The following is a 21,962-nucleotide window of genomic DNA, read 5'->3' as shown; positions in this document are numbered from 1 at the left end:
CCGACCGGTGAAGACGACACCCGCTTATGGCTTAGCGGGTGGATCGATCAGGTCGGCAGACGGCGGCGGGCCCGCTTCGCGCGGGTGCCAGCGCCGTCTGAGACCTTGAAGCGAGACTATTTGGTGTTCTTGGCCGCGGCCTGGAGATCCGCGGCGCGAGCCAGGATGCGGTTTTCCAACCCGCTGGCGAGGGAAGGATCCGCCGGGGTGTCGACCCACGCCCCACCTTGCTGGAGCTGCTCGAACACGCTCACCTGAATCGCATCGGCGGTCAGGGTCTTGCTGAGGATATAGGCATTGGCCTTGAAGCGCGTGCCGGGCTCGGACGGTGGGCTGTACCAATCGGTGATGATCACGCCGCCGAACGGATCGGCCGAGGCCAGCGGCATGAAGGACAGCGTGTCCAGCGTCGCGCGCCAAAGATAGGCATTCACCTGGATATTGGTGTTGGCGCCGTTATTGCCACTGGTCCCCTTGCCCAGCGTGAACAGCGAGCCAGACCCTTCGGCTGGCGATCCCATGCCGCCCATCTCATAATTATCCACGGTCGGGGCTGAGGTTTTAACACCACTACAGGCACTGAGAGACAGGACGCTTAGCGCCAAGCTGGCGGGAACGGCGATACGTTGAATAATCCTCAATTCTGCTCTCCAAGCCCGAAACTGCATGCTGTTTAGCCTTCAACCCCGGTTCCGCCAAGGGCCGCGACCATACGAGATACAAAGCACGTCCTCAAACAAAAAGGGTGGCGGTTACCCGCCACCCTTTCCTGAACAGCCCCGTTAGGGAGTTGCTCTAATTGGTTACCACTTGAGGGTGGCGCCGGCAGCGATAACCTGCTCCTGAGTGTTCGAACGGTCACCGGAGACGGTGGTCGGCTGATGCTGGTGACCATACAAATACTGCACGAACAGGCCGATCGGCTTAGCCAACTGGTAGTTGGCGCCAGCGGCCACACCATACTCGCTCAGCGTGCGTGCGGTGGTGGTGGTGCCAGGAACGTACTTACCGGAAGACTGCTCGTTGAAGTAAGACGCGCCAACCGTATAGGGGCCAATATTGTAGGACGCGCCCACGATGTAACCCAGCGCGTTGCGGGCACCCTTCGGCTTGAAGTCGTAACCGTCTTCAACCTGGCCCCACTTGAGGTTGCCGCCCACGGTCAGACCGGCATAGGTGGTCTGCGCGCCAGCCTGGAACACGCTCAGCTCGTCGTAGCCATACGGCGCTATGGTATTGCCCTTGCTATCAAGATAAAGGCCATTGGTGCTGCCCAGTGGCGAACCATGCAGGTAAGAAATGGACACCTTGTTGGCGAAACCGGACATCTGGTTGGCATACGTCGCGGACACGTCCAGCGTGTTGCGGCGACGGCTGTTGCTGCCATTGGCGATGGAAGCGGCGTTGGCACCGTTGGCGCTGCCAGCGGAGGCATAGCCTTCCTTGATTCCGTTGGAGTTCGGCTCGAAGCCGATGATGCCGGAGAGTTTCCCGCCCAGGGTCTCAACAGCCGGAGTCTCATACACGATCTTGTCCGTGGTGTAGAGGTGGCTGTAATCGGCGTAGATGAAGTTACCCGGCGCGGAAGGCAGCAGCATAACGGCGCCGCCGTCGGCGTTGAACTGCGCGCCGTCACCGAAGCTCTCGATCACACCGGTCTGGGACAGGGTGAAGGCGGAATCGGTCTGACCGAAGCGCACAAAGCCATACTCGGGCATGCCGATATAGCCGTAAGCGCGCTGCACGTACAGGCCGGCAAAGCCGTTACCGTTGGTGGAGTTGTTGTTCTTGCCCTGACCAGCGTTGGAAACCAGGGTCCGCAGTTCACCCTGGAAACCGTACCAGATGCCGCTGGCGGTCTGGCCGTCGAAGCCGGGATACAGACGGAAATCACCAAAGGTGCCGGTGCTGTTCAGCTTATAGCCAGCCGCGTCGCTGCCCATGTTGGAGGCGCCATAAGCACCAAAACCATATTGGAAATAGCCATTCAGGTGGACAACGATAGAGCCCGGAGCGGCGACCTGCTTCGCCGGCTGGGCGAACGCGGTGCCCGCAGCGAGCAGGGTGGCCGCGGAGGCCAGAAGTAACTTGCGCATCTATTCATCTCCTCATTCGCCGGGGACGGCGTCATTGATCTGGCCCATTCTTCAAGGCCTAGGCAGCCGCATTGGTAACGTAAGGTAACCACTACGCTCGACGCTCTTAAATCTCCATCCTTAACCGGATGCAATCTCAGACTTCTCGCACCCCCGCTTATTCAGCCGACTGTGGCGCGAACGCCACATGTATATGGCATTAATGTTAAATAAACTTCCGTTCTTTTGCTGAAAAACACATGGTATATGTCATTTCAATGACAACAACCCATCTATATGTCTATTTATTTTGTATTTTTATAAAAACAACGACTCCCACATCCGCCACCATACGAACACGCCGCTTTTCTGCGCTCAATGCCTTAAAGAAAAGCGTCTATTGCCCCAATTCCCGCACACGCCTTGCCCAAGGCGCTAACCCGCCGCCCGGTAATTCCCCCCAAGGCGTAAGGCTTTATCCTCCCGCCGCGCGCCGCCAGACACCGCCACCCCCGCGCGCCGAGAGACGGTGCGCCAGGATGGCTGGCCGTGGGAAAAACCGGGGAAATGAACACAAGCGCCACCCCCGCCCGGCGCGCCCTGGCGAGCTGGCCATGATCATGCGCCGAAGCGCTGAGCGGCCCGCGCCATGCAACGCGATGCGCGGGAGCGGCGCCGCCGCGCAAATGCAACCCCGCCCCCAGCGCGGCCGCCAGCCGCGCGTCGCCGGCGATGATGAGCGGCAGCCGCCGGGTCCGGCACAAGCGCGCCACCGCCTGGGCCAGCCGCTCGCGCGCCGGATGGGAATCATGACGGAACAGCACGCCACACAGCCCGGCCGGCAGCCGCCTGATAACAGGCAACGGGTCCGCTAGACGGGTTTCATCGGTAAAAAACCAAAGGGGCGGCAGGCTCGCCCGCCCCCCGGCGCGTGGGCGGCGGCGCTTTACCCCGCGCGCCCAGGCGATTAACCGTGCATCCATGCCAAACCTTAGCCCGATTGCCCGCAACCTTGAAACCGTCCGCGCCAGGATCGCCGAGGCCGCCCGCGCCGCTGGCCGCGCGCCCGCGGACATCACCTTGATCGCCGTCAGCAAGACCCATCCGAAAGCAGCGGTGCTGGAAGCCATGGCGGCGGGCGCCACGATCTTCGGTGAAAACCGCGTGCAAGAGGCCGAGGAGAAATTCCCGCTCCTTGGCGCCAGGCTGCATATCATCGGCGGGTTGCAGACCAACAAGGCCGAACAGGCGGTAAGGCTGGCCGAGTCCATCGACAGCCTGGACCGCCCGCGCCTGGCCGATGCCATCGCCCGCGCCGCGCAGGCAACGGGCCGGCTGCCCGACCTGCTGGTGCAGGTGAATATTGGCGACGAGCCACAGAAATCCGGCATCCCGACAGCGGAAGCGGATGGGTTCATTCGCGCCATGCGCGCCCGTTTCGGCGCGGCGCTGACCGGGCTGATGTGCATTCCCCCCGCGCAACTCGACCCACTGCCCTATTTCCACAAGCTCGCCGCCATGGCGGATACGCACGGGCTGGCCGTGCGCTCCATGGGCATGTCCGGCGATTATCCCGCCGCCATCGCCGCCGGTGCGACGCATATCCGCATCGGCACCGCCATTTTCGGCCATCGGGATAAACCGGCCTGAACCGTCACGATTCTGCCACAGGGTTACGCAACGACACATTTTTAATGATTTAAATCGTCATCCCCATGGCGATTCATGCATCGCCGCCCTGTGCGGCGATGATTTTTGGCTGTATCTGCAAACCGTCAAATTCTCGTCCTTCGGAGATTGGTCCCCGGTGATCAGATTATCGATCCCGTTCCGCCAGGCCTTGTCGCGTCTGACCCTGCCCGTGATGCTGATGTTTTCGCTCGGCTGCGTGCTGATCGGCCGCGCCGACCAGCATTTTTCCAACCGGCTGCGGGCTGTTCTGGATGATATTCTGGCTCCGGCCTATATGCTGGTCGCCGGCCCCATCCGCGCGGCTGAACACGGCACCGGCGCCATCGGGCATCTGTTCGAGCTGAGCGAGGAAAACGCCCAGTTGCGGGCCCAGAACGCCGAATTGCTGCAATGGCAGGAAGTGGCCATGGCGCTGCAGGCGCAGAACGACGCGCTGAAGGCGTCTCTGCATTTCGTGCCCTCGCCCGCGCCGCAGTTCTCCACCGGCGAGGTGGTGGCCGATCTCGGCGGGGTCTATGCGCGCTCGGTACTGGTGCTGGTGCCCCCCGCCCATGGCGACCCGCAAAACCTGGTCGGCGCGGTGGCGATGGATGGGCGCGGCGTTGCCGGCCGGGTGGTGGATGCGGGCGGACGCTCCGCCCGCGTGCTGCTGATCACCGACCTCAATAGCCGCATTCCGGTGGCGATCGGCGCCAGTGGCGCGCCCGCGCTGATGGCTGGCAATAACGGTCCCGACCCGTCCCTGCTTTATTGGGCGCCGGATCAACCGCCCGCGGAAGGCGCGATGGTGCTCACCAGCGCCGAGGGCGGCGCCTTTCCGCCCGGCCTGCCCGTGGGCGTGGTGCATTATAACGCCCAGAACGAACCGGTGGTGCTGCCGCTGGCCAGTCTTGGCGCGTTGCGGGTGCTGCGCCTGTTCAGCTACCCCGACAATCTCCCGGCGCTCACCCCCATTCCTCACGCCAAACCAGACGCTTCGCGCGCCTCCAAACACCACCGGAAACGCTGAGCCGTGGCGCGTGGCCCCGCCCTGCGCAGGCCGACCCGGCCCTGGCGCCAGCTCGATGCCGCGTCGCGCTGGATTTTTCCCTGCGCCACGCTGGTCTTCGGCCTGTTCGTCATCGGCATGCCCTTCGGCATCCCCTGCCAGGCGGCCCTGCGCCCGGTATTCAGCATGGGGTGCGTCTATTTCTGGTCGCTCTACCGCCCCGCCTCCATGCCCGCGCCGCTCGTCGCCTTCAGCGGGCTGCTGCTCGACCTATTGGGCTTTTCTCCCTTCGGCATCTGGGCCGTGCTGCTGCTGCTGCTGCAATGGGTAACGCTGCTGCTGCGCCGCACGCTGGTGCCCGCCCGCTTCCTGCTGGTCTGGGGCTGCTTTGTCCTGCTGGCGGCTGGCTGCGCCGGGCTGGCCTGGGCGGCTGAATCCAGCCTCACGGTCACCTGGCTGCCGGCCACGCCGGTGGGAATCGAAATCCTGCTGGCGGCCGGGCTGTATCCGGCCTTGGCGGCGTTGCTCATTCGCGCTCACCGCGGCCCGGCGGCGGTGGAGCAGGCATGAGACGGCAGGCGAAAAACCGTACCTCCTTCTCCCGCCGCGCCTTGCTCATCGGCACCGGTCAGGCGGCGATTTTCGCGGCCATCACCGCGCGGCTCTATCATTTGCAGGTTTCCGAGCACGGCAAATACGAGCTGATGGCCAAGCAAAACTCGATCTCCGAGCGGCTGGTCGCCCCCGAACGCGGCGTGATCACCGACCGGTTTTCCACCGTTCTGGCCGGCAACCAGCAGCATTGGCGCGCCTTGTTCCTGAAATCGATGGCGCCCGAGCCGGATCTGGTGCTGGATAATTTCTACCGCCTCCTGCCGCTCTCCGACGATGAGAAAGCCCGCATCCAGCAGGATCTTTCCGACCGCCCCGGCTATATTCCCGTGCTGCTGAAGGATTGGCTGAACTGGCCGGAAATGGCGGCCATCGAAGTAAACATGCCCAATCTGCCCGGCGTGATCGTGGAGGAAGGCGCCAGCCGCACCTACCCGCTAGGGCCGCTGGCGGCGCATCCGGTCGGTTATGTCGGACGCCCCAACCAGAAAGAAGCGAAACAGGATGCCGTGCTGGCGCTGCCGGGCATGCGCATTGGCCGCACCGGCGCCGAGGACGCTGACGATCTGGCCCTGCGGGGCGAGCCCGGCTTCGTGCAGACTGAAACCAACGTGCATGGCGAGGTTGTGCGGCTGGTGGCGCACGATGCGGGCACACCCGGGCAGACCGTGGCGCTGGGGCTGGATGCCGGGTTGCAGCAGCTCGCCGTGCAGGGGCTCGGCAGCGATACCGGCGCCGTGGTGATGCTCGATGCGACGAATGGCGAAATTCTCGCCATGGCCAGCACCCCCTCCTTCGATCCGACCCTGTTCGACAAGGGCGTGCCCACCAATATCTGGAATGGCTGGATGAAGGATCCCCGGCATCCGCTGCTCAACAAGGCCACCGCCGGGCTGTTCGCGCCCGGCTCCACCTTCAAGCCCACCGTGGCGCTGGCGGCGTTGAAATGCGGCGCGCTGACGCCCGACACCATCCATGACTGCCCCGGCTATCTCAAGCTCGGCGACCATATCTTCTGGTGCGACGACCATATCGCCCATGGCAGGATCACCGTCACCACGGCGTTGCAGGTCAGCTGCGACGTGTTCTTCTACAAGACGGCCCTGGATACCGGCATCGACAAGATCGCCGAAATGGCCACCAAGATGGGCCTGGGCGTCGATCTCAACTCCGACATGCCGCACACCCAGGACGGGCTGGTGCCGACCCATGACTGGGCCCGGAAACACGGCATCCACTGGATGCCGGGCAACACGGTGGTACAGGGCATCGGCCAGGGCTACACCCAGCTCACCCCGATGGCCCTGGCCACCATGATCGCGCGAGTCGGCACGGGCCTGTCCGTGACCCCGCATATCACGCGCCGCGTCGGCGGGGTGCTGCAACCCGATTCCGTCCCCGGCACGGCCCCGGAACTGGACGTGGATGACAGGCATCTCGCCGTCGTCCGCCAAGGGTTGTTCGAGGTGGTGAACACCCCCAAGGGCACCGCCTACGCCTCGCGCCTGACCATTCCCAACGTGCAGATGGCGGGCAAGACCGGCACCGCGCAGGTCCATGACAACACCGCCGCTGAAAAAGTCGCGGGATTCAACGACATGACCATGGCCTGGGAAAAGCGCCCCAACGCGCTGTTCGTGGCCTATGCGCCGATCGACAATCCGCGCTACGCCATCGCCGTGGTGGTGGAACACGGCAATTACGGCGCGCAATCCGCCGCGCCGATCGCGCATGACATGATGACCTACGCCCTGCTGCACGACCCCGCTGGACGAGACAAGCCACTGGCCAACCCACCGCCGGAGCCGCCCCCCACGGCACCGGGAGACAAGAGCGCATGATCGGCGCCGGCGGACTGAGCCTGCACCGGCCATTCCGGGAACGCTCCTTCGGCCTCGCGCGCAAGCTGATGCGCGTGAACTGGCTGTTTGTGCTCTGCGTCTGCCTACTGGCGGGGGTGGGCTATGCCGCGCTCTATTCCGCCGCCGGAGGGTCCCCCCAGCCTTATGCGCAAAGCCAGCTCATCCGTTTCTGCGGCGCGCTGGTGCTGATGCTCTGCATCGCCATGGTGGATATACGCTTCATCGAAAAACTCTCCTGGCCGGCCTGGCTGCTGGGGGTGCTGCTGCTGCTCGCGGTGATGAAGTTCGGCCATGTCGGGCTGGGCGCCAAACGCTGGATGACCATCGCCGGCGTGGAGGTCCAACCCTCGGAGTTGATGAAACTGTTCCTGGCCATGGCCATGGGCAGCTACTTCAAGCGCGCCACGCCGGAACAGACCGGCAGCCCGGTTTTCGTGTTTCCCGCCGTCATCGCCATTCTGATCCCGATGGTGCTGATCCTGAAGGAGCCCAATCTCGGCACCGCCGTCATCACTGGCGCCGTCGGCGCCACGGTGATGCTGGGGGCGGGGGTGCGCTGGTGGTGGTTCGCCATCCTCGCCGTCATCGTCGCCGTCTGCGCACCGGTGATTTATGAACATCTGCACGCCTACCAGAAAGCGCGCATCGACATCTTCCTCAATCCCGGCTCGGATCCGCTGGGAGCGGGTTACAACATCATCCAGAGCAAGATCGCCTTGGGCTCAGGCGGATTTTTCGGCCAGGGCTACCTGCACGGCACCCAGAATCAGCTCAATTTCCTACCCGAGAAACAGACGGATTTCGTCTTCACCATCATCGCCGAGGAGTTCGGGTTCTTCGGGTCCATCGCGGTGCTGGGACTGTTGATGGGCATCGTGGCGCTGGCTTATTACACCGCCTTGTCCTGCTCGCATGTTTACGGGCGGCTGGTGGCGCTGGGTATCGCCACCAATTTCTTCCTGTATTGCTTCGTCAATCTCTCGATGGTGATGGGCCTCATTCCCGTGGGCGGTGTCCCCCTGCCGCTGATTTCCTATGGCGGTTCGGCGCTCACCGCCGTGATGCTGGGGTTTGGCGTGCTGATGTCGATCCATGTCCACCGGGATGTGGAATTTCCCGAAACCGGAGATCTCTGAGCCGGCATGGCCATTCTGGTGTTCGATTCCGGCATTGGGGGGCTGGGCGTCGTCGCCGCGCTGAACCGCCTCGCCCCAGGCCTTCCGCTTACCTATCTCGCGGATAACGGGTTTTTTCCCTATGGTGAGAAGCCGGACGAATTGCTGCTGAGGCATATCACCGAGGTGATCGGCGCGGCCATCGCGCGGGAACGGCCAGAGGCGGTGGTGATCGCCTGCAACACCGCCAGCACCATCGCGCTCACCGCCCTACGCGCCACCTTCGCCTTGCCCTTCATCGGCTGCGTGCCTCCCATCAAGCCCGCCGCCGCCTCAAGCGCGAGCCGCACCATCGGCGTGTTGGCCACCAAGGCCACCGTGCGCCGGCCTTATCTGAACGGGCTGATCGAACGTTTCGCGCCGGATTGCCAGGTGCTCTCGCTGGGAACGCCCGCGCTGGCGGAACTGGCGGAGCAAAAATTCCGGGGCGCGGATGTGGACGTGTCAGCGGCGGTGGCACCGCTTTTCAGGCAGGAAGGCGGGAGGCGCATCGACTCCATCGCCCTCGGCTGTACCCATTACACCTTCCTGCTGCCGGAATTCCTGACCCTGCGGCCGGACATCTCCTGGCACGACCCCGCCTTGCCCGTGGCACGCCAGACGCTGAAAATCATCGCGCCGCTGCATCTGACCCCGGCGGAACGCGCCGCGCGCTTCACCGGCGCGCCGGTGGCGGCGGAATTACTGGCCCCCTTCGCGCTGGAGCCCCGGCTCAACCACCCAGCCTGAGCCGGTAGAACAGCGTATCCACCGCCATGCGCGGATAATCCGCCGGCAGCGCCTCGGGCGCCACCGGCAGGAACCCGTTCTTCTCATAAAACCGGCGGGCGGCGCGGAGATACGCCACCGTGCCCAGAATGATGTCGTCCGTCCCGGTGGCGCGGGCATGGGCCAGCGCATGATCGAGCAGCGCCTGCGCCACCCCGCTCTCCTTGCCCCGCCAGGGCGCGGCCACGAACATCTTACGCAACCCCGCGCTGGAGGTGCCGAAAGCCTTCAACGCGATGCTGCCGATCACCCGCCCCTGCGCCTGCGCCACCCAGAATCCACCGCGGCCGGTTTGATAAAAAGCCGGTATCTTCAGCAGGTCCGGCTGGTCTTGCAGCGTCACCGGCACACCGAACTCGTCCTGCTGAATGGGGATGATGAGATCGACCACGCCTTGCGTGTCGGCGGGCTGGAAGGGACGGATGGAATAGGTCATGGGTCAGGCCTTCAGGAACATGCCGACGGTCAAAACCGCGCCGATGAGGCTCACCACCACGCGCAAAACTGTCTCCGGCACATAGCGCAGGATCAACACCCCCACCTGCCCGCCAATAATGGCGGCGATGCCCAGCACCAGCACCAGAGTCCAGTTCTGCGGGCTGCGCGCCAGGAAAATCGCCACGGCGGCGACATTCACCACGCCGGCCAGCACATTCTTGGTGGCCCCGGCATGACGCACGGAAAGCCCCACGGCAGTGAGGGCCGCCATCATCAGAATCCCGATGCCGCCGCCGAAATAGCCGCCATAAACGGCGATGAGGAATTGCAACCCCACCGCCACGCGCGGCGGCAGGGGAGCCGGTTCATTCTCCTCCTGGCGCTGCTTGCGGAAAAAGCTGCCCCAGACGAACACCAGCGTGGCGAACAGAATCAGCCAGGGCACCAGATGGGTGAAGATGGAAACCGGCGTTGCCAGCAGCAGCACCGCGCCAATGGCCCCGCCAATGACGGAGACGACGAACAGCGTGCGCAGCGAGAGCCCCGCCGCGCCACCCGCCATGCGCCGCCCCGTCCAGCCCGTGGTGGCCTGACCGGGAAACAGCGCGATGGTGGAGGTGATATTGGCCGCGCGCGGGTCCAGCCCCACGAAGAGCAACGCCGGAAACGTCAGGAAGGAGCCCCCTCCCGCCACTGCGTTCTGCGCCCCGGCGGCAAACCCGGCCAAGGCCAGCACAACGCAGGAAAAGATCATGCGGTCAGGGCCGCCAGCTCGGCCATGGGCGGACGCGCGCCGATCCGCGCGATGGCCAGGGACGCGGCCTTGGCGCCAAGGCGCCCGGCGGCTTCCAGCCCTTCGCCGCGCGTATAGGCGGTCAGGAATCCAGCGGCATAGGCGTCACCGGCGCCGGTCGTGTCCAGCACCCGCACCGGTTCGGCGGGAATGCTCAACCTTTGGCCCGCATGCAGGATGAGGCTGCCCGCCTCGCTGCGCGTCAGCACGGCCAGCTTCACGTCCTGCGCGGCCTGGGCCGCCGCCTCCTCGAAGCTGTTCACCTCGTACAGGCTGCAAATCTCGGCCTCGTTGGCAAAGAGAATATCGGTACCCTCGGCGATCAAGCGGCGGAACCCTTCCCGGTGCCGGTCCACGCAGAACGCATCGGAAAGCGAGAGCGCGGTCTGCCGTCCCGCCGCGCGCGCCATGCGCGCCGCCTCGATAAAGGCGGCCTGGGCGGGGGGCGGGTCGAACAGATACCCTTCCAGATATGTCACCTTGGAAGCGGCGATGACGGTTTCATCCAGGTCGTGCAGCGCGAACTCGCCCCCCGCCCCCAGATAGGTGTTCATCGTGCGCTGACCGTCCGGCGTCACCAGAATCAGGCAGCGCGCGGTGGGAATCGGCGCCGCCAGCGGCGCGGTGGCGTAATGCACGCCGACGGCGGCGATCTCACGGCGGAAGACCTCCCCCATCTCATCCTTGGCCACCTTGCCCAGGAACGCCACCTTGGCCCCCAGCGCCGCCGCCACCGCGCAGCTATTGGCGACCGAACCGCCGGAAGCGGTGAGCCCACCCTGCATCGCGGCGGTCAGGCGCGTGGCGCTGTCCGCGTCGATCAACGACATCGTCCCTTTCGGCATGTCGTGGCGGCTTAAAAATTCGTCATCCGTTTGCAGTAAAAAATCGACAATGGCATTCCCGATGCCGGTAATATCGAATTGTGACACGGCCATATTCGGCAATTCTCCACGGATTACAGCGGCGTTGGGTTAGCATCGCATACCAATCGGGGCAAATGCCTCAACAGGTTGTTTACCCCCACCCCACATGCTAGGCCGCGAAATCACTCGCGACCGAGCCACCACGGAGGATTTGTGTTTAGCAAGCGCAAGACGGAAGAACCGAAACCGCTCCCCACCGCGCTCCCCGCGGACGAGGCCAAGCCCGCCCCGCCCTCATCGCCGGAGGATCAGTCCCCGGCCACCACATTCATTTCCCCCAGCTTCAAGGAGACCTCCATGGCCCGCTCCCCCTTCGCGCCACCGCCGATTCCCGCCACGCCGCCCACGCCCGCCGCGCCGCGCCCGCTGATGCCCAGCACCCCCGCGCGGGACGCCGCCGAACGCCGCACCCTGGTGGTGGGGCGCGGCATTTCCGTGCAGGGCACCGTGCAGGATGCTGAACGGCTGGTGGTGGAAGGCACCGTGGAAGCCACGATGATCAACGGCCTGACCGAGCTTTCCATCGCCCCTGGCGGCGTGTTCAAGGGCGAGGTCGAGGTGGACGACGCCGAGGTGGCCGGCACCATCGACGGCACGCTGGTGGCCCGCGCCACGCTGATCGTGCGCAATACCGGCCGCGTGCTGGGCACCGCCCGTTGCCGGCGCCTGCAAGTCGAGGATGGCGGGCAGATCACCGGCCGGATCGAGATGCTGAACGATGCCGGCCATGCCCCGGCGCCGCTGCCGGAAGCCTGAGCCCAGCCTGGACCGTCCCAGACAAACCGTCCCAGACAACCGGAATCGCTCCTGCGATTCCGGTTTTTCATGCGGGCCCTGGAGACGATGTCCAAACCACCCTGAAACAGCCATTCATTGAATGACGGTTTCCGCCTCGCACCCCAGCATCAAGGCCAGGCGCTCCAGCCGGCGCAGCACGGTATCGCCCGCGAACACACCGTTAGCCGCCGCCAAGCTCAACACCAGCTTGCCGGATGCCAGCGTCAGCGCCGTGCCCGCCAGCAAATGCGGCGTACCGGCGGAAAGCGTGTAGGCCAGACGCAGCGCCGTGCCCAATGTTTCGGCGCGCCGTGCGGCCTGTATGTCCAGCAGCGTGCGAGCGGGCGCGAGAAACCCCGCTTCCGGCGGCGCCTCGTAACGCACCGCCATGGTCAGCGCCAGAAAGGCACGGGCGTGATGGTCCAGGCTCATACCCGCCTGACGCAGCACGCGCATGAATGCCTGTTCCGGGCGATATTCCGGATGCTCATGCGCGCCAATATCCGACAGCCAGCACGCGGCCTCGCGCAGGCGTTTCTGGGCCGGTGTCTCACCCGGGAACAAGGGCGCGGTCCAGGCCACCAGGGCGCGGGGCAGATTGACGTCGCGCACCATGCCGCGCACCAGATCGCGCGAGGCGGCCAAAAGCGGATCCTCCGCCCGGATCTCCGGCGGCAGCAGCCGGGAAAACCAGCCCTCACGCAGCCCGTTGGCGGAAAACACCACCCGCGCGGCCCCGGTCGCACGCAGCAGACGCCGCAAGATCACCGCCGCATAGGGCAGATCCTCGATGCGGCGGCGGGGCACACCGGGCATGCGTTCGATCAGCTTGCGCCCCCCCTCGCTCACCACCCCCGCGAGATCGCGCGCTTCATCGCGGTTGATCGTGTAATGATGCACGATGTTCAACGGATAGCCGGTTTGCGCGATATGGATGCGCGCCAGCGCCCGGAAGGCGCCACCGGAGAGGTAAAGATCCTTCCCCGCCGCCTCCGCCGCGAACGGCACACCCGCCAGCGCCTCGATCATCACCGCCCGCGCCTTGGCGATATCGTGTCCCGCGCGCTCGGCCAGGCGGATCACCCCCACCGGCAGCGTGGCCGCCGGGCCGATCTGGCCCGCATTCAACCGCACCAGCTCCAGCGACCCACCGCCAAGATCCGCGAGCAGCCCATCCGCGCCGGGAATGCCGCACAGCACCCCTTCCGCGGAGAGGCTGGCCTCCTGCTCACCCGAGAGCACGGAGATCCGCATATCGGGCAGGCGGCGCATCATCGCCTCGACAAAAGCACTGCCATTTTCGGCATCCCGCACGGCGGAGGTGGCCAGCACCTCGAACGGGCTGGCTCCCATGGCGCGGGCGATGGCGGCATAGCGATGCAGCACCGTTCCGGCGCGGGTCAGTGTCTCATCGTCCAACCGGCCCGTGCTGGTCATGCCCTTGGCCAGTCTGAGCACCGCCTTCTCGTTAAAAATCTGCATCGGGTTGCGCAGCTCGCCCTCATAAATCACGAGCCGCACGGAATTGGACCCGAGATCAACCACCGCGCGCCGGAAAACAGGGGGGGATTGCTGGCCGGAAAGGGTCATCTGATCCATAAGTCACTCTCTCCCGAAGCCGTGGCGGACCCAAGATAAAATTTCATGGCCGATGCGCAAGCGCCGCGGCGAGGTCAAGACGCATATTCAGCGCATCGCCGCCATCCTGATAATAGGCTTTTCGCAGCCCCGCCGCCGTGAAACCGTATTTTTCGTACAATGCCCGGGCGGGGACGTTATCCGCCGCCACCTCCAGATATAGCGTGCGCACCCCTATCCGGCGCAGCCTGCGCAAGGCCTCCTCCAGCAGCGCGCCGGCGATGCCCCGGCGTTTTTCCACGGCGCCGAGGGTGAGAATCTCCGCCTCGTCCAACACCGAACGCAACAGCAAAAACCCGCCCGCCTCATGGATCAGCGCCAGCGCGCCAGGTTGGCCAAGCAAGGCGCGAAAGGCCGCCTCGTCCCAAGGGTCATGCGGAAACACCGCGCCATGCATGGCCGCCAGAACAGCGGCATGGGCAAGCCCCGCCTCGCGCGGCGCACTCATAACGGCGCGGGGCGCAGCCCGGCGGCGGGCAGCTTGGCCTCGGGTGGATCCACATAAAGCGGCAAGGCCGCGCCGGGGGCCTGCCCGGCCTGTTGTTGCGCCAAGGCGGCACGCCCCACCCAGCCCGCATCGATCGACCTGGCGGCGGTCAGCATCACATCGGCCCCCTTGGCCGCCAGCATGGCCGCCAGAAACGGCGCTTCCTCCCCGGCAATGGCCACGGGGCCGCGCGGCGGCGGCACCTCCATGTCGGCGAAAGCCTCGGCCCGGCCTTCCCGCAGGAGAAACAACCGCCCGCGCCGGGCGCGGATTCCCACCCAAAGCGGGCGGGACAACCCCGGCAATCCCCGTTCGTAGGCCGCCGCCGCCGGAACTCCCCACAGCATGGCCCCCAGCCCGGCGGCAAATCCCTGCGCCAGCGCGATGGATGTACGCAGGCCCGTGAAACTGCCAGGCCCGGTGCAGACCGCGACCATGGCGATTGTCCGGCCCCGCGTGGCCTCTTGCAGCAAGAGCGGCAGAGTTTCGATCAACCCCGGCTTGAGCGGCGCGCTCCAGCGGCCCCGTACCGCGCCATCCCCATCCAGCAACGCCAGACCGGCCCGTGAACCGGAGGCATCGAGCGCGATCAGGCTCACGCGAACTCAACCGCCTCTTCAACCGGCAGGCGCGGCAGACGCGGCGGCAGGTCTTCATCCGGTTTCGGATGGCCGAGATTGATGAGAAAATTGGATTTCCAACCCTTCTGGTTGAAAAAAGCCCGGTCCAGCTTGGTCCGGTCGAAGCCCGACATCGCCCCGGTGGCATAGCCCATGGCCCGCGCCGCCAGCAGAAAATACGCGCCCTGCAGGGAGGAGTTGCGCATCGCCGTCTCCTCGGCAAGGTCGGGATTGCCGGAAAACCAGGGTTTCACATCCTGCCCAGGATAAAGCTCCGGCAGCTTGAGATAGAAATGTGGATCGAAGGCCACCACCACGGTGACGGGCGCCGCCATCACCGGCTCGATATTCCCGCCCGAGAGGCAGGGACGCAGCATCTCCTTGCCCTCCGGCGCGCGGATGAACAAAAAGCGCGCGGGCGAGCAATTGGCCGAGGTCGGGCCCCATTTGACCAGCTCGTAGAGCGCCGTCAGCTCATCGTCGGAAACTGGCGCGTCGCTGAACGCGGAATGGGTGCGCGCGTTGCGGAACAGCGCATCCAGCGCCGTATCATCCAGAGCCATCGTGCCTCCTGCAGGTTACGCCGCTTGTGTAACCGAGGTGACCTCCGGAATATAGTGCTTCAGCATGGTCTCGATGCCATGCTTCAGCGTGGCGGTGGAAGAGGGGCAGCCCGCGCAGGCGCCTTGCATCTTCAGGCTCACCACGCCGTCTCGGTAGCCGCGGAAGATGATATCCCCGCCATCGCCCGCCACGGCGGGGCGGATGCGCGTTTCCAGAAGATCCTTGATCTGGTCGACGATCTCTTGGTCCGCCGGATCGACGTCCTCTTCCTCAAGGGCGATCCCCTCACGCAGGATCGGCTTGCCCGCCACCAGATGCTCCATCAACAGCCCCAGCACCCGCGGCTTCAAGGCCTGCCATTCGATTGCGCCGGTCTTGGTGACGGCCACGAAATCCCCGCCCAGAAACACGCGGGACACCCCCTCAAGCCCGAACAAGGCCTCCGCCAACGGCGAGACCAATGCCGCGTCCGCATCCGGGAAATCCGCCGTCTTATCGCCCAGAATGGCTTGGCCGGGCAGAAATTTCAGCGTCGCCGGGTTGGGCGTGCCTTCGGTCTCGATGAACATGTCTCAATCCTCCATCCGCAAAGCGGACCGGTTTTGTCCTGATACTGATTTCGTAGATTGTCCTTTTTGCGCGTTCTGGCAAGGCCAGGCCGGCGCAACCGCCATGCAAAACCACTTGCCCAGATGTTCGTCTCCGCCCACATTCGCGCCATGCTACCCACATTGTTCATCAGCCATGGCTCGCCCATGACCATTCTCGAAGACACACCGGCCCGGCGTTTTCTGGAAAGCCTGGGCGGTTTGTTCCCCCGTCCACGGGCGATTTTGTCCATCTCCGCCCATTGGGAGACGGAGGCGCCAGCGGTCAACGACCCGCCCGCGAACGAGACGATTTACGATTTTTACGGGTTTCCACAGGAAATGTACCATCTCACCTACCCAGCGCCGGTGGCGCACGGCTTGGCCGAACGGGTGCGCGGCCTGCTGGCCGCCGCCGACCTGCCTTGCGGCACGGACAAGGCGCGCGGGCTGGACCATGGCACCTGGGTGCCGCTGAAACTCGCCTATCCGGACGCGGATATTCCGGTGATCCAGTTGTCCGTCCAGTCCCAGCTCGGGGCGCGCCACCATGTGAATCTGGGAGCCGCCCTGAAAAAACTGCGCGAGGAGGATGTGCTGGTCTTCGGTTCGGGCACCTTCACCCACGATCTACGCCGCTTCCGCTTCGGCCGCGCGGCGATCGACGCGCCGGAAACACCGGACGTGACCGCGTTTTCCACATGGATGGACGAGGCGATCATGGCGGGGGACGTGAATACCCTGGCCGAGTACCGCCGCCTCGCCCCTTATGCGGTTGAGGAACACCCGACGGAAGAGCATCTGCTGCCCCTGCATGTGGCCATGGGCGCGGCGGGGCCGGGCATGCGGCCGGAAAAGCTGCACAGCTCGGTGGAATATGGCTTCATGCGGATGGATGCCTATGCGTTTGGGTAAAGACCGCTCGCCGCGAATGGCTGGAACGCCCTCGCCAAGGCGCCCTATCCTCCCCCCATCAGCGCATGCAGCCTGTGGTTCAACCCCGCCAGCGCTTCCTGCGCCTCTTTGTAAATCCTGAACAGATCGTCGTAAAAGGCCGCTGAATCCGCTTGCGGCCGCGTGACATCGCGCAACCGCACACAGCGCGAAACCGCGTCGTCCGGCCCGTTGAACAACCCCACCCCCATGCCCGCCACCAGGGCGGCACCGAAGGAGGCATCGCCGGACTCGGTGCGCTCGATCACCAGCCCCGTCACATCCGCGATGATCTGCCGCCACGTGGCGCTCTTCGCGCCGCCGCCCATCAGCCTGATGGTGCTGAATTCCAGCCCCAATTCCCGCGCCGCGCCCAACAGGTCGCGGATGGAGAAGGCGATGCCCTCATAGACCGCGCGGGCAAAATGCATCTTGCCGTGGGCCATGGTCATGCCGATGAAATCCGCGCGCAGCAGCGGGTCCCAGTAAGGGGCGCGCTCACCTTGCAGATAAGGGTGGAACAGCAAGCCTCCCGCCCCACGCGGGGCGGCGCTGGCCAGCGCGTCCATGGCATCGAACCCGCCCTCGCTGAACATCAGATCCCGCACCCAGCGATGCGCCGAGGCACAGCTATTGGTGCCCGTGGCGGTGTAATACATGCCCGGAATGATATGCGGGTAACAAGAGATGGGCGGATGCACCTCCGGCCCCTGAGTGGCCAGAAACAGCACCCCCGCCGTGGCCAGCTTCACCCCGCCAATGCCGGGCGCATTGCCGCCCACACCGAAAAACTCCACCGTGGTGTCGTTGGAACCACACACCACGGGCGTGCCCTCCTTCAGCCCCGTAAGGGCGGCGGCCTGCGCCGTCACGCCACCCACCACATGATGAGGGGCCACGATCGGCGGCAATATGGACATATCCAGCCCGATCAAACCGGCCAGCTCGGCGGACCAGCCCTTGGTGGCGTCGTCGGCCATCAGCGCGCCCACCGCGTCGGAATAATCCGTCTCCCAAGTGCCCGTGAGGCAGTGGCGCAGAAAATCCTTGGCCAGGTAGAGCCGCTTCGTCTTGGCCATCACCTCGGGCTCGGCGGCTTTCAGCCAAGCCAGCATGGCCAAGGTCCAGGTCGGGTTGACCTTGTTCAGCGAGGCGGAAATGATCCGTTCCCCCGCTTTCGCGTGCAGGGCGGCGGCCTCGGCGGCGGCACGCTGGTCGCTCCACATGATGGCGGGGCGCAGAACCGTGTTCCGCCCATCCGTCAGCACGGGGATATGCGCCCCGGCGGACACGCCGATGCCGGCGATCCGCCCCGGCTCCAACGCTCCCGCCGCCAACACCGCTTGCACCGCCTTGCAAAGCGCCGCGAACCATTCCGCCGGATCCTGCTCCGCCCAGCCGAAATGGCGCATATTGGTGGAGACCGGCGCGCTCGCTTGCGCCTTTACCTCTCCCTCGGGGGTAATCAGCGTGGCCTTCAGGCTTCCGGCCCCCAGGTCGATACCGAGCAAATATGTTTCCGGCAAAGCAAAACCTCCTGGAATCGAGGACGTGTCGGGTCTAGCATCCGGCCCATGCCCGACACCATAGAGCTTGCTCCCGGCCTTGCCCCCGCCCACCTGGACGCCATCCCCCTCATCGATATTGGCCCGCTCCTGGCTGGCGACATGGCCCCCGCCAAGGCCATCGGCCGCGCCTGCCGGGAGATCGGCTTCTTCTATATCGAGAATCACGGCATTCCCCAGGATCTCATCGACCGCGTCTACGCGCAGGCCAAGCGCTTCTTCGCCCTTGCGCCGGAGGAGAAGGAAAAATACGCGATCGAGCAGTCCGCCTGCCATCGCGGCTGGTTCCGGATGGGCGGCGAAAATCTCGACCCCGAGAAGCAAAAGACGGCCGGCGATTTGAAGGAGGGCTTCAAGATCGGCCGCGACCTGCCGCCGGACCATGAGCGTGTGCGCGCCGGGCTGCCCCTGCACGGGCCGGATATATGGCCGGACCTGCCGGGCTGGCGCGAGGTGATGCAGGATTATTACGACCGGCTGGTGGAGCTGGGCAAAACCATGCTCGGCGCCTTTGCCGTCTCACTGGATCTACCCCGGGATTATTTCTCCCCCTGGCTCGGTATCACCATGACCACATTGGGGCCCCTGCACTACCCGCCCCAGACCGGGCGCATCACCGAAGCCCAGCTAGGAGCGGGCAAACACACGGATTATGGCTGCCTGACGCTACTGCACCAGGACAGTTCCGGCGGGCTGCAAGTCCAGGGGCTGGATGGGCGCTGGATCGACGCGCCACCCATCCCCGGCACTTTCGTGGTGAATATCGGAGACATGATGGAACGCTGGACCAACGGGGTATTCCGCTCCACCCCGCACCGCGTGATCAATATATCCGGGCATGAGCGTTATTCCTTGCCCTTTTTCTTCGACCCGGATTTCCACGCCCCGGTGGAATGCCTGCCCACCTGCCTGAAACCGGGTGAAACACCCAAATATCAGCCCACCACGGCGGGCCAGCACCTACTGGACATGATCAACGCCTCCTTCAAATACCATCTGGAGAAGCAATAAATCACGGCGCCCGCCATGGCACCCGGGCAAGCCCTGGGGCGCGAGTCAGAAACCAGCGCGCCCGCGCGTTCGGCATTGGTCCACGCCTAACGTTTCAGGGCCCGCCGCAGGCTCTCCGCATCGCCAACCGGCAAGCCGCAAACATTCCCACGGCATATATAGGCCGCGCGCGCATCGTCCGGCTTGCCATGGGCGGGGTGAGCCGGATCCCCCCCGGCGCCACCGCGCAACACCAGCACCGCCGGGTCCGCCGCCGCCAGCGCCACGCGCGCCAGATCCTCCGCCCCGCCGGTGACAACCACGCAGGCGGCATTCGCCAGCAGATCGGCCGCGGCCAGCAAAACCGGCGAGCTTGTCAGCGCCCGCGCGCGCCCGCCAAACGCCGCCAGCACCGCCTCAGCCTTGGCGCGATACGCATCCTGGCCCGTGAGATGGAACAAGACCGCATAATTCCGCGCCATCATGCCGATACCTGACGGGGCCGGCCCATCCTGCACGCCGCGCGCGCGGGGGGCATACACATCCCCGGCATCGTCGGCGGACATGAAAAAAGCACCGCCGCCATCGCCAAACCGCGCTTGCGTGGCGGCCAGAATAATCTCCGCCCGGTCCAGATAATCCCGATCGCCGGTGGCCTGGTACAATGCCAACGCGGCGTGGATCATCCCGGCCTGATCCTCCAGCAGCCCGGCGGCGGAGATTTTGCCGCCGCGCATCGCATGAGCGACACGCCCATCCTCACCGCCCATATGTGCCAGCAGGGCCTTGAAGATGTCCGCCGCCCGCGCGACCCAGCCCGGCTCGCCGAACACGCACCCCGCCTTCACCAGCGCGGCGATGGTCAATGCATTCCAATCCGCCAGGATCTTGTCATCCCTCCCCGGGCGCACGCGCTGGCTTCGCGCCGCCAGTAATTTATCCCGGCACGCTCCCAGCCGCGTTTCATCCACCCCGAACGGCGCATGACGTTCCAGAATGATCTTGCCTTCCCAGTTGCCCTGTGCCGGCAACGGATAAAAATGCTCGAAAAACTCTGCCCGCAGCCCCAGAACGTCCAGGATTTCCGAACGGGACCAGACATAGAACCGGCCCTCCTCACCTTCGGAATCCGCATCCTCCGAGGCGGCGAAGGCACCTTCCGCGCTCATGTCCCGCACCAGCCACTCCACGGTTTCCCGCGCCCGCGCCTCGTATAGGGGGGAAGGCCTGTCCGCCTGGGCAAAGGCCAGCATCTCCAGGAGCAGCGCATTGTCGTAGAGCATCTTCTCGAAATGCGGCACCAGCCAGGCCTCGTCCGTGGCATAGCGCGCATAGCCACCGCCCAGATGGTCGTAGATCCCACCCTGGCTCATCCGCTCCAGCAAGAGGTGCGCCGCCTTGGCGCAGGCCTGATCCCCGCCACGGAAATATTCATGCCAGAGAAACTGGAAAACGGGGATGTTCGGGAATTTCGGCGCGCCGGAGAGCCCGCCCAGATCCCAATCCATGCTCCGCAGAAAGACGGCGCGCACGGCCTCCAGCAGGTCCGGCCCTGGCGGATCTCCGGGTCTGGCCGCCGCCGCCTGGGCCAGCGCGGTCTTGAGGCCATCCACCGCGCGGCCGATCCGCGCCCGATCGGTCTTCCAGGCTTCCGAGAGAGCCACCAGCACCTGTGGAAAACCGGGGCGCCCAAAGCGCGGCGCGGGCGGAAAATAGGTGCCGCCCCAAAAGGGCGCGCCATCCGGCGTCAGCGCCATGGTCAACGGCCAACCGCCCTGCTCGCCCATGGCATGCAAGGCGCTCATATAGGTCTGGTCGATGTCCGGCCGCTCCTCGCGATCCACCTTGATGGAGACGAAACGCTCATTCATCAGCGCCGCCACATCCGGGTTCTCGAAACTTTCATGCGCCATCACATGGCACCAATGGCAGGCCGCGTAGCCAATCGAGAGCAGCACCGGCACGTTGCGCGCCCGCGCCTCGGCAAAGGCTTCCTCTCCCCACATATGCCAATGCACCGGATTGTCCTGATGTTGCAGCAGATATGGCGAGGACGCGTCCTTCAAACGGTTCTTCATAGACCCTAGATAGGGGTGAACGATCAGGAGTAACAGCTTTGGGCGAACGTCTGGCCGGCGATCCGGCTTTGTATTTCGAAACGCATATTTTTTTCTGCGGCAATCGCAGACCGGAAGGGCATCCGCGCGGGGATTGCGCCAGCAAGGGCAGCGAGAAAATCCGCGATTACATGAAAGTGCGCGTGAAGGAGCTGGGGCTCCAGAATATCCGCGTCAATCAGGCCGGCTGTCTGGACCGTTGCGAGCTGGGCCCCTGTGCCGTGTTCTACCCGGAGGGCATCTGGTACCGGCTGGATAGTTTCGAGGCGGTGGACAAGGTGATCGAACAGCATCTCCAACGCCATGGCCGCGCCGAGGAGCTGATGCTGCCCTGAACGAAAAAGGCGGCCCCGAA

General features: G+C 65.1%; 23 protein-coding genes. 10 read left to right on the top strand and 13 right to left on the bottom strand.

Annotation, left to right across the window (positions count from 1 at the left end):
- Nucleotides 1-116: 116 nt before the first annotated feature.
- The 3 genes from AB7D48_RS04860 to AB7D48_RS04850 all read right to left on the bottom strand — a co-directional run bounded on the left by AB7D48_RS04860 (nt 117) and on the right by AB7D48_RS04850 (nt 3,058).
- The gene (locus AB7D48_RS04860; RefSeq protein ID WP_427976202.1) at nt 117-641 is read right to left on the bottom strand and encodes a DUF3576 domain-containing protein; all 525 of its coding nucleotides are present in this window, start codon (nt 639-641) and stop codon (nt 117-119) included.
- 162 nt (nt 642-803) lie between these two features.
- Nucleotides 804-2,096 carry a porin gene (locus AB7D48_RS04855; protein ID WP_427976201.1) on the bottom strand — a complete coding sequence of 431 codons (1,293 nt, stop codon included), beginning with the start codon at nt 2,094-2,096 and terminating at the stop codon, nt 804-806.
- A gap of 362 nt (nt 2,097-2,458) precedes the next feature.
- Complete coding sequence (locus AB7D48_RS04850; protein WP_427976200.1) at nt 2,459-3,058, bottom strand: thiamine phosphate synthase; 600 nt, start codon at nt 3,056-3,058, stop codon at nt 2,459-2,461.
- Between AB7D48_RS04850 and AB7D48_RS04845 the strand changes: the two genes are divergently transcribed.
- The 6 genes from AB7D48_RS04845 to murI all read left to right on the top strand — a co-directional run bounded on the left by AB7D48_RS04845 (nt 3,057) and on the right by murI (nt 9,133).
- Nucleotides 3,057-3,725: a YggS family pyridoxal phosphate-dependent enzyme gene (locus AB7D48_RS04845; RefSeq protein WP_427976199.1), complete on the top strand. Its 669-nt coding sequence runs from the start codon at nt 3,057-3,059 to the stop codon at nt 3,723-3,725. The two genes, AB7D48_RS04850 and AB7D48_RS04845, sit on opposite strands and share 2 nt — an antisense overlap.
- 157 nt (nt 3,726-3,882) lie before the next feature.
- Nucleotides 3,883-4,776 carry a rod shape-determining protein MreC gene (mreC, locus tag AB7D48_RS04840; protein WP_427976198.1) on the top strand — a complete coding sequence of 298 codons (894 nt, stop codon included), beginning with the start codon at nt 3,883-3,885 and terminating at the stop codon, nt 4,774-4,776.
- A gap of 3 nt (nt 4,777-4,779) precedes the next feature.
- Nucleotides 4,780-5,325: a rod shape-determining protein MreD gene (locus AB7D48_RS04835; RefSeq protein ID WP_427976197.1), complete on the top strand. Its 546-nt coding sequence runs from the start codon at nt 4,780-4,782 to the stop codon at nt 5,323-5,325.
- A complete protein-coding gene (mrdA, locus tag AB7D48_RS04830; RefSeq protein WP_427976196.1) occupies nt 5,322-7,208 on the top strand; it encodes a penicillin-binding protein 2 in 1,887 nt (628 codons plus the stop codon). The genes AB7D48_RS04835 and mrdA overlap by 4 nt, the downstream gene beginning before the upstream one ends.
- Nucleotides 7,205-8,365, top strand: coding sequence for a rod shape-determining protein RodA (rodA, locus tag AB7D48_RS04825; RefSeq protein ID WP_427976195.1), 1,161 nt, complete (start codon nt 7,205-7,207; stop codon nt 8,363-8,365). Before mrdA ends, rodA begins: the two co-directional genes overlap by 4 nt.
- A 6-nt stretch (nt 8,366-8,371) precedes the next feature.
- Complete coding sequence (gene murI / locus AB7D48_RS04820; RefSeq protein WP_427976194.1) at nt 8,372-9,133, top strand: glutamate racemase; 762 nt, start codon at nt 8,372-8,374, stop codon at nt 9,131-9,133.
- On the opposite strand, the gene AB7D48_RS04815 is transcribed toward murI, so the two are convergent.
- The 3 genes from AB7D48_RS04815 to AB7D48_RS04805 are packed head-to-tail and all read right to left on the bottom strand — an operon-like array spanning nt 9,117 to nt 11,341.
- Nucleotides 9,117-9,608 carry a GNAT family N-acetyltransferase gene (locus AB7D48_RS04815; RefSeq protein WP_427976193.1) on the bottom strand — a complete coding sequence of 164 codons (492 nt, stop codon included), beginning with the start codon at nt 9,606-9,608 and terminating at the stop codon, nt 9,117-9,119. The genes murI and AB7D48_RS04815 overlap by 17 nt on opposite strands.
- Before the next feature lie 3 nt (nt 9,609-9,611).
- Nucleotides 9,612-10,364, bottom strand: coding sequence for a sulfite exporter TauE/SafE family protein (locus AB7D48_RS04810; protein ID WP_427976192.1), 753 nt, complete (start codon nt 10,362-10,364; stop codon nt 9,612-9,614).
- Nucleotides 10,361-11,341: an adenosine kinase gene (locus AB7D48_RS04805; RefSeq protein WP_427976191.1), complete on the bottom strand. Its 981-nt coding sequence runs from the start codon at nt 11,339-11,341 to the stop codon at nt 10,361-10,363. The genes AB7D48_RS04810 and AB7D48_RS04805 overlap by 4 nt, the downstream gene beginning before the upstream one ends.
- Before the next feature lie 141 nt (nt 11,342-11,482).
- Between AB7D48_RS04805 and AB7D48_RS04800 the strand changes: the two genes are divergently transcribed.
- Nucleotides 11,483-12,085 (top strand): bactofilin family protein, encoded by a 603-nt coding sequence (locus AB7D48_RS04800; RefSeq protein WP_427976190.1) that lies wholly within the window; start codon nt 11,483-11,485, stop codon nt 12,083-12,085.
- 114 nt (nt 12,086-12,199) lie between these two features.
- Here the strand turns inward: AB7D48_RS04800 and AB7D48_RS04795 are convergent, their stop codons facing one another.
- The 5 genes from AB7D48_RS04795 to AB7D48_RS04775 are packed head-to-tail and all read right to left on the bottom strand — an operon-like array spanning nt 12,200 to nt 15,984.
- Nucleotides 12,200-13,705: a Ppx/GppA family phosphatase gene (locus AB7D48_RS04795; protein ID WP_427976189.1), complete on the bottom strand. Its 1,506-nt coding sequence runs from the start codon at nt 13,703-13,705 to the stop codon at nt 12,200-12,202.
- A gap of 43 nt (nt 13,706-13,748) precedes the next feature.
- Nucleotides 13,749-14,192 (bottom strand): GNAT family N-acetyltransferase, encoded by a 444-nt coding sequence (locus tag AB7D48_RS04790; RefSeq protein WP_427976188.1) that lies wholly within the window; start codon nt 14,190-14,192, stop codon nt 13,749-13,751.
- The gene (tsaB, locus tag AB7D48_RS04785; RefSeq protein WP_427976187.1) at nt 14,189-14,830 is read right to left on the bottom strand and encodes a tRNA (adenosine(37)-N6)-threonylcarbamoyltransferase complex dimerization subunit type 1 TsaB; all 642 of its coding nucleotides are present in this window, start codon (nt 14,828-14,830) and stop codon (nt 14,189-14,191) included. Before tsaB ends, AB7D48_RS04790 begins: the two co-directional genes overlap by 4 nt.
- Nucleotides 14,827-15,414: a malonic semialdehyde reductase gene (locus AB7D48_RS04780; RefSeq protein ID WP_427976186.1), complete on the bottom strand. Its 588-nt coding sequence runs from the start codon at nt 15,412-15,414 to the stop codon at nt 14,827-14,829. The genes tsaB and AB7D48_RS04780 overlap by 4 nt, the downstream gene beginning before the upstream one ends.
- A 15-nt stretch (nt 15,415-15,429) precedes the next feature.
- On the bottom strand, nt 15,430-15,984 hold the full coding sequence (locus tag AB7D48_RS04775; protein WP_427976185.1) for a NifU family protein: 555 nt from the start codon (nt 15,982-15,984) through the stop codon (nt 15,430-15,432).
- 150 nt (nt 15,985-16,134) lie between these two features.
- Between AB7D48_RS04775 and AB7D48_RS04770 the strand changes: the two genes are divergently transcribed.
- Nucleotides 16,135-16,917 (top strand): DODA-type extradiol aromatic ring-opening family dioxygenase, encoded by a 783-nt coding sequence (locus AB7D48_RS04770; RefSeq protein ID WP_427976184.1) that lies wholly within the window; start codon nt 16,135-16,137, stop codon nt 16,915-16,917.
- Nucleotides 16,918-16,961: 44 nt separating this feature from the next.
- On the opposite strand, the gene AB7D48_RS04765 is transcribed toward AB7D48_RS04770, so the two are convergent.
- Nucleotides 16,962-18,461 carry a xylulokinase gene (locus AB7D48_RS04765; protein ID WP_427976183.1) on the bottom strand — a complete coding sequence of 500 codons (1,500 nt, stop codon included), beginning with the start codon at nt 18,459-18,461 and terminating at the stop codon, nt 16,962-16,964.
- Between the two features lie 48 nt (nt 18,462-18,509).
- Here AB7D48_RS04765 and AB7D48_RS04760 point away from each other — a divergent pair, with 48 nt between their 5' ends.
- Nucleotides 18,510-19,511: an isopenicillin N synthase family dioxygenase gene (locus tag AB7D48_RS04760; RefSeq protein ID WP_427976182.1), complete on the top strand. Its 1,002-nt coding sequence runs from the start codon at nt 18,510-18,512 to the stop codon at nt 19,509-19,511.
- Nucleotides 19,512-19,597: 86 nt separating this feature from the next.
- On the opposite strand, the gene AB7D48_RS04755 is transcribed toward AB7D48_RS04760, so the two are convergent.
- Nucleotides 19,598-21,568, bottom strand: coding sequence for a thioredoxin domain-containing protein (locus AB7D48_RS04755; RefSeq protein WP_427976181.1), 1,971 nt, complete (start codon nt 21,566-21,568; stop codon nt 19,598-19,600).
- A 38-nt stretch (nt 21,569-21,606) separates the two neighbouring features.
- Here AB7D48_RS04755 and AB7D48_RS04750 point away from each other — a divergent pair, with 38 nt between their 5' ends.
- On the top strand, nt 21,607-21,942 hold the full coding sequence (locus AB7D48_RS04750) for a (2Fe-2S) ferredoxin domain-containing protein (RefSeq protein WP_427976180.1): 336 nt from the start codon (nt 21,607-21,609) through the stop codon (nt 21,940-21,942).
- Nucleotides 21,943-21,962 lie beyond the last annotated feature (20 nt).

The sequence above is a fragment of the Acidocella sp. genome (assembly GCF_050253495.1).
GTDB lineage: Bacteria > Pseudomonadota > Alphaproteobacteria > Acetobacterales > Acetobacteraceae > Acidocella.
Note: the sequence above shows the minus strand (reverse complement) of the source record. Positions and strands in the feature narration are given on the sequence as shown.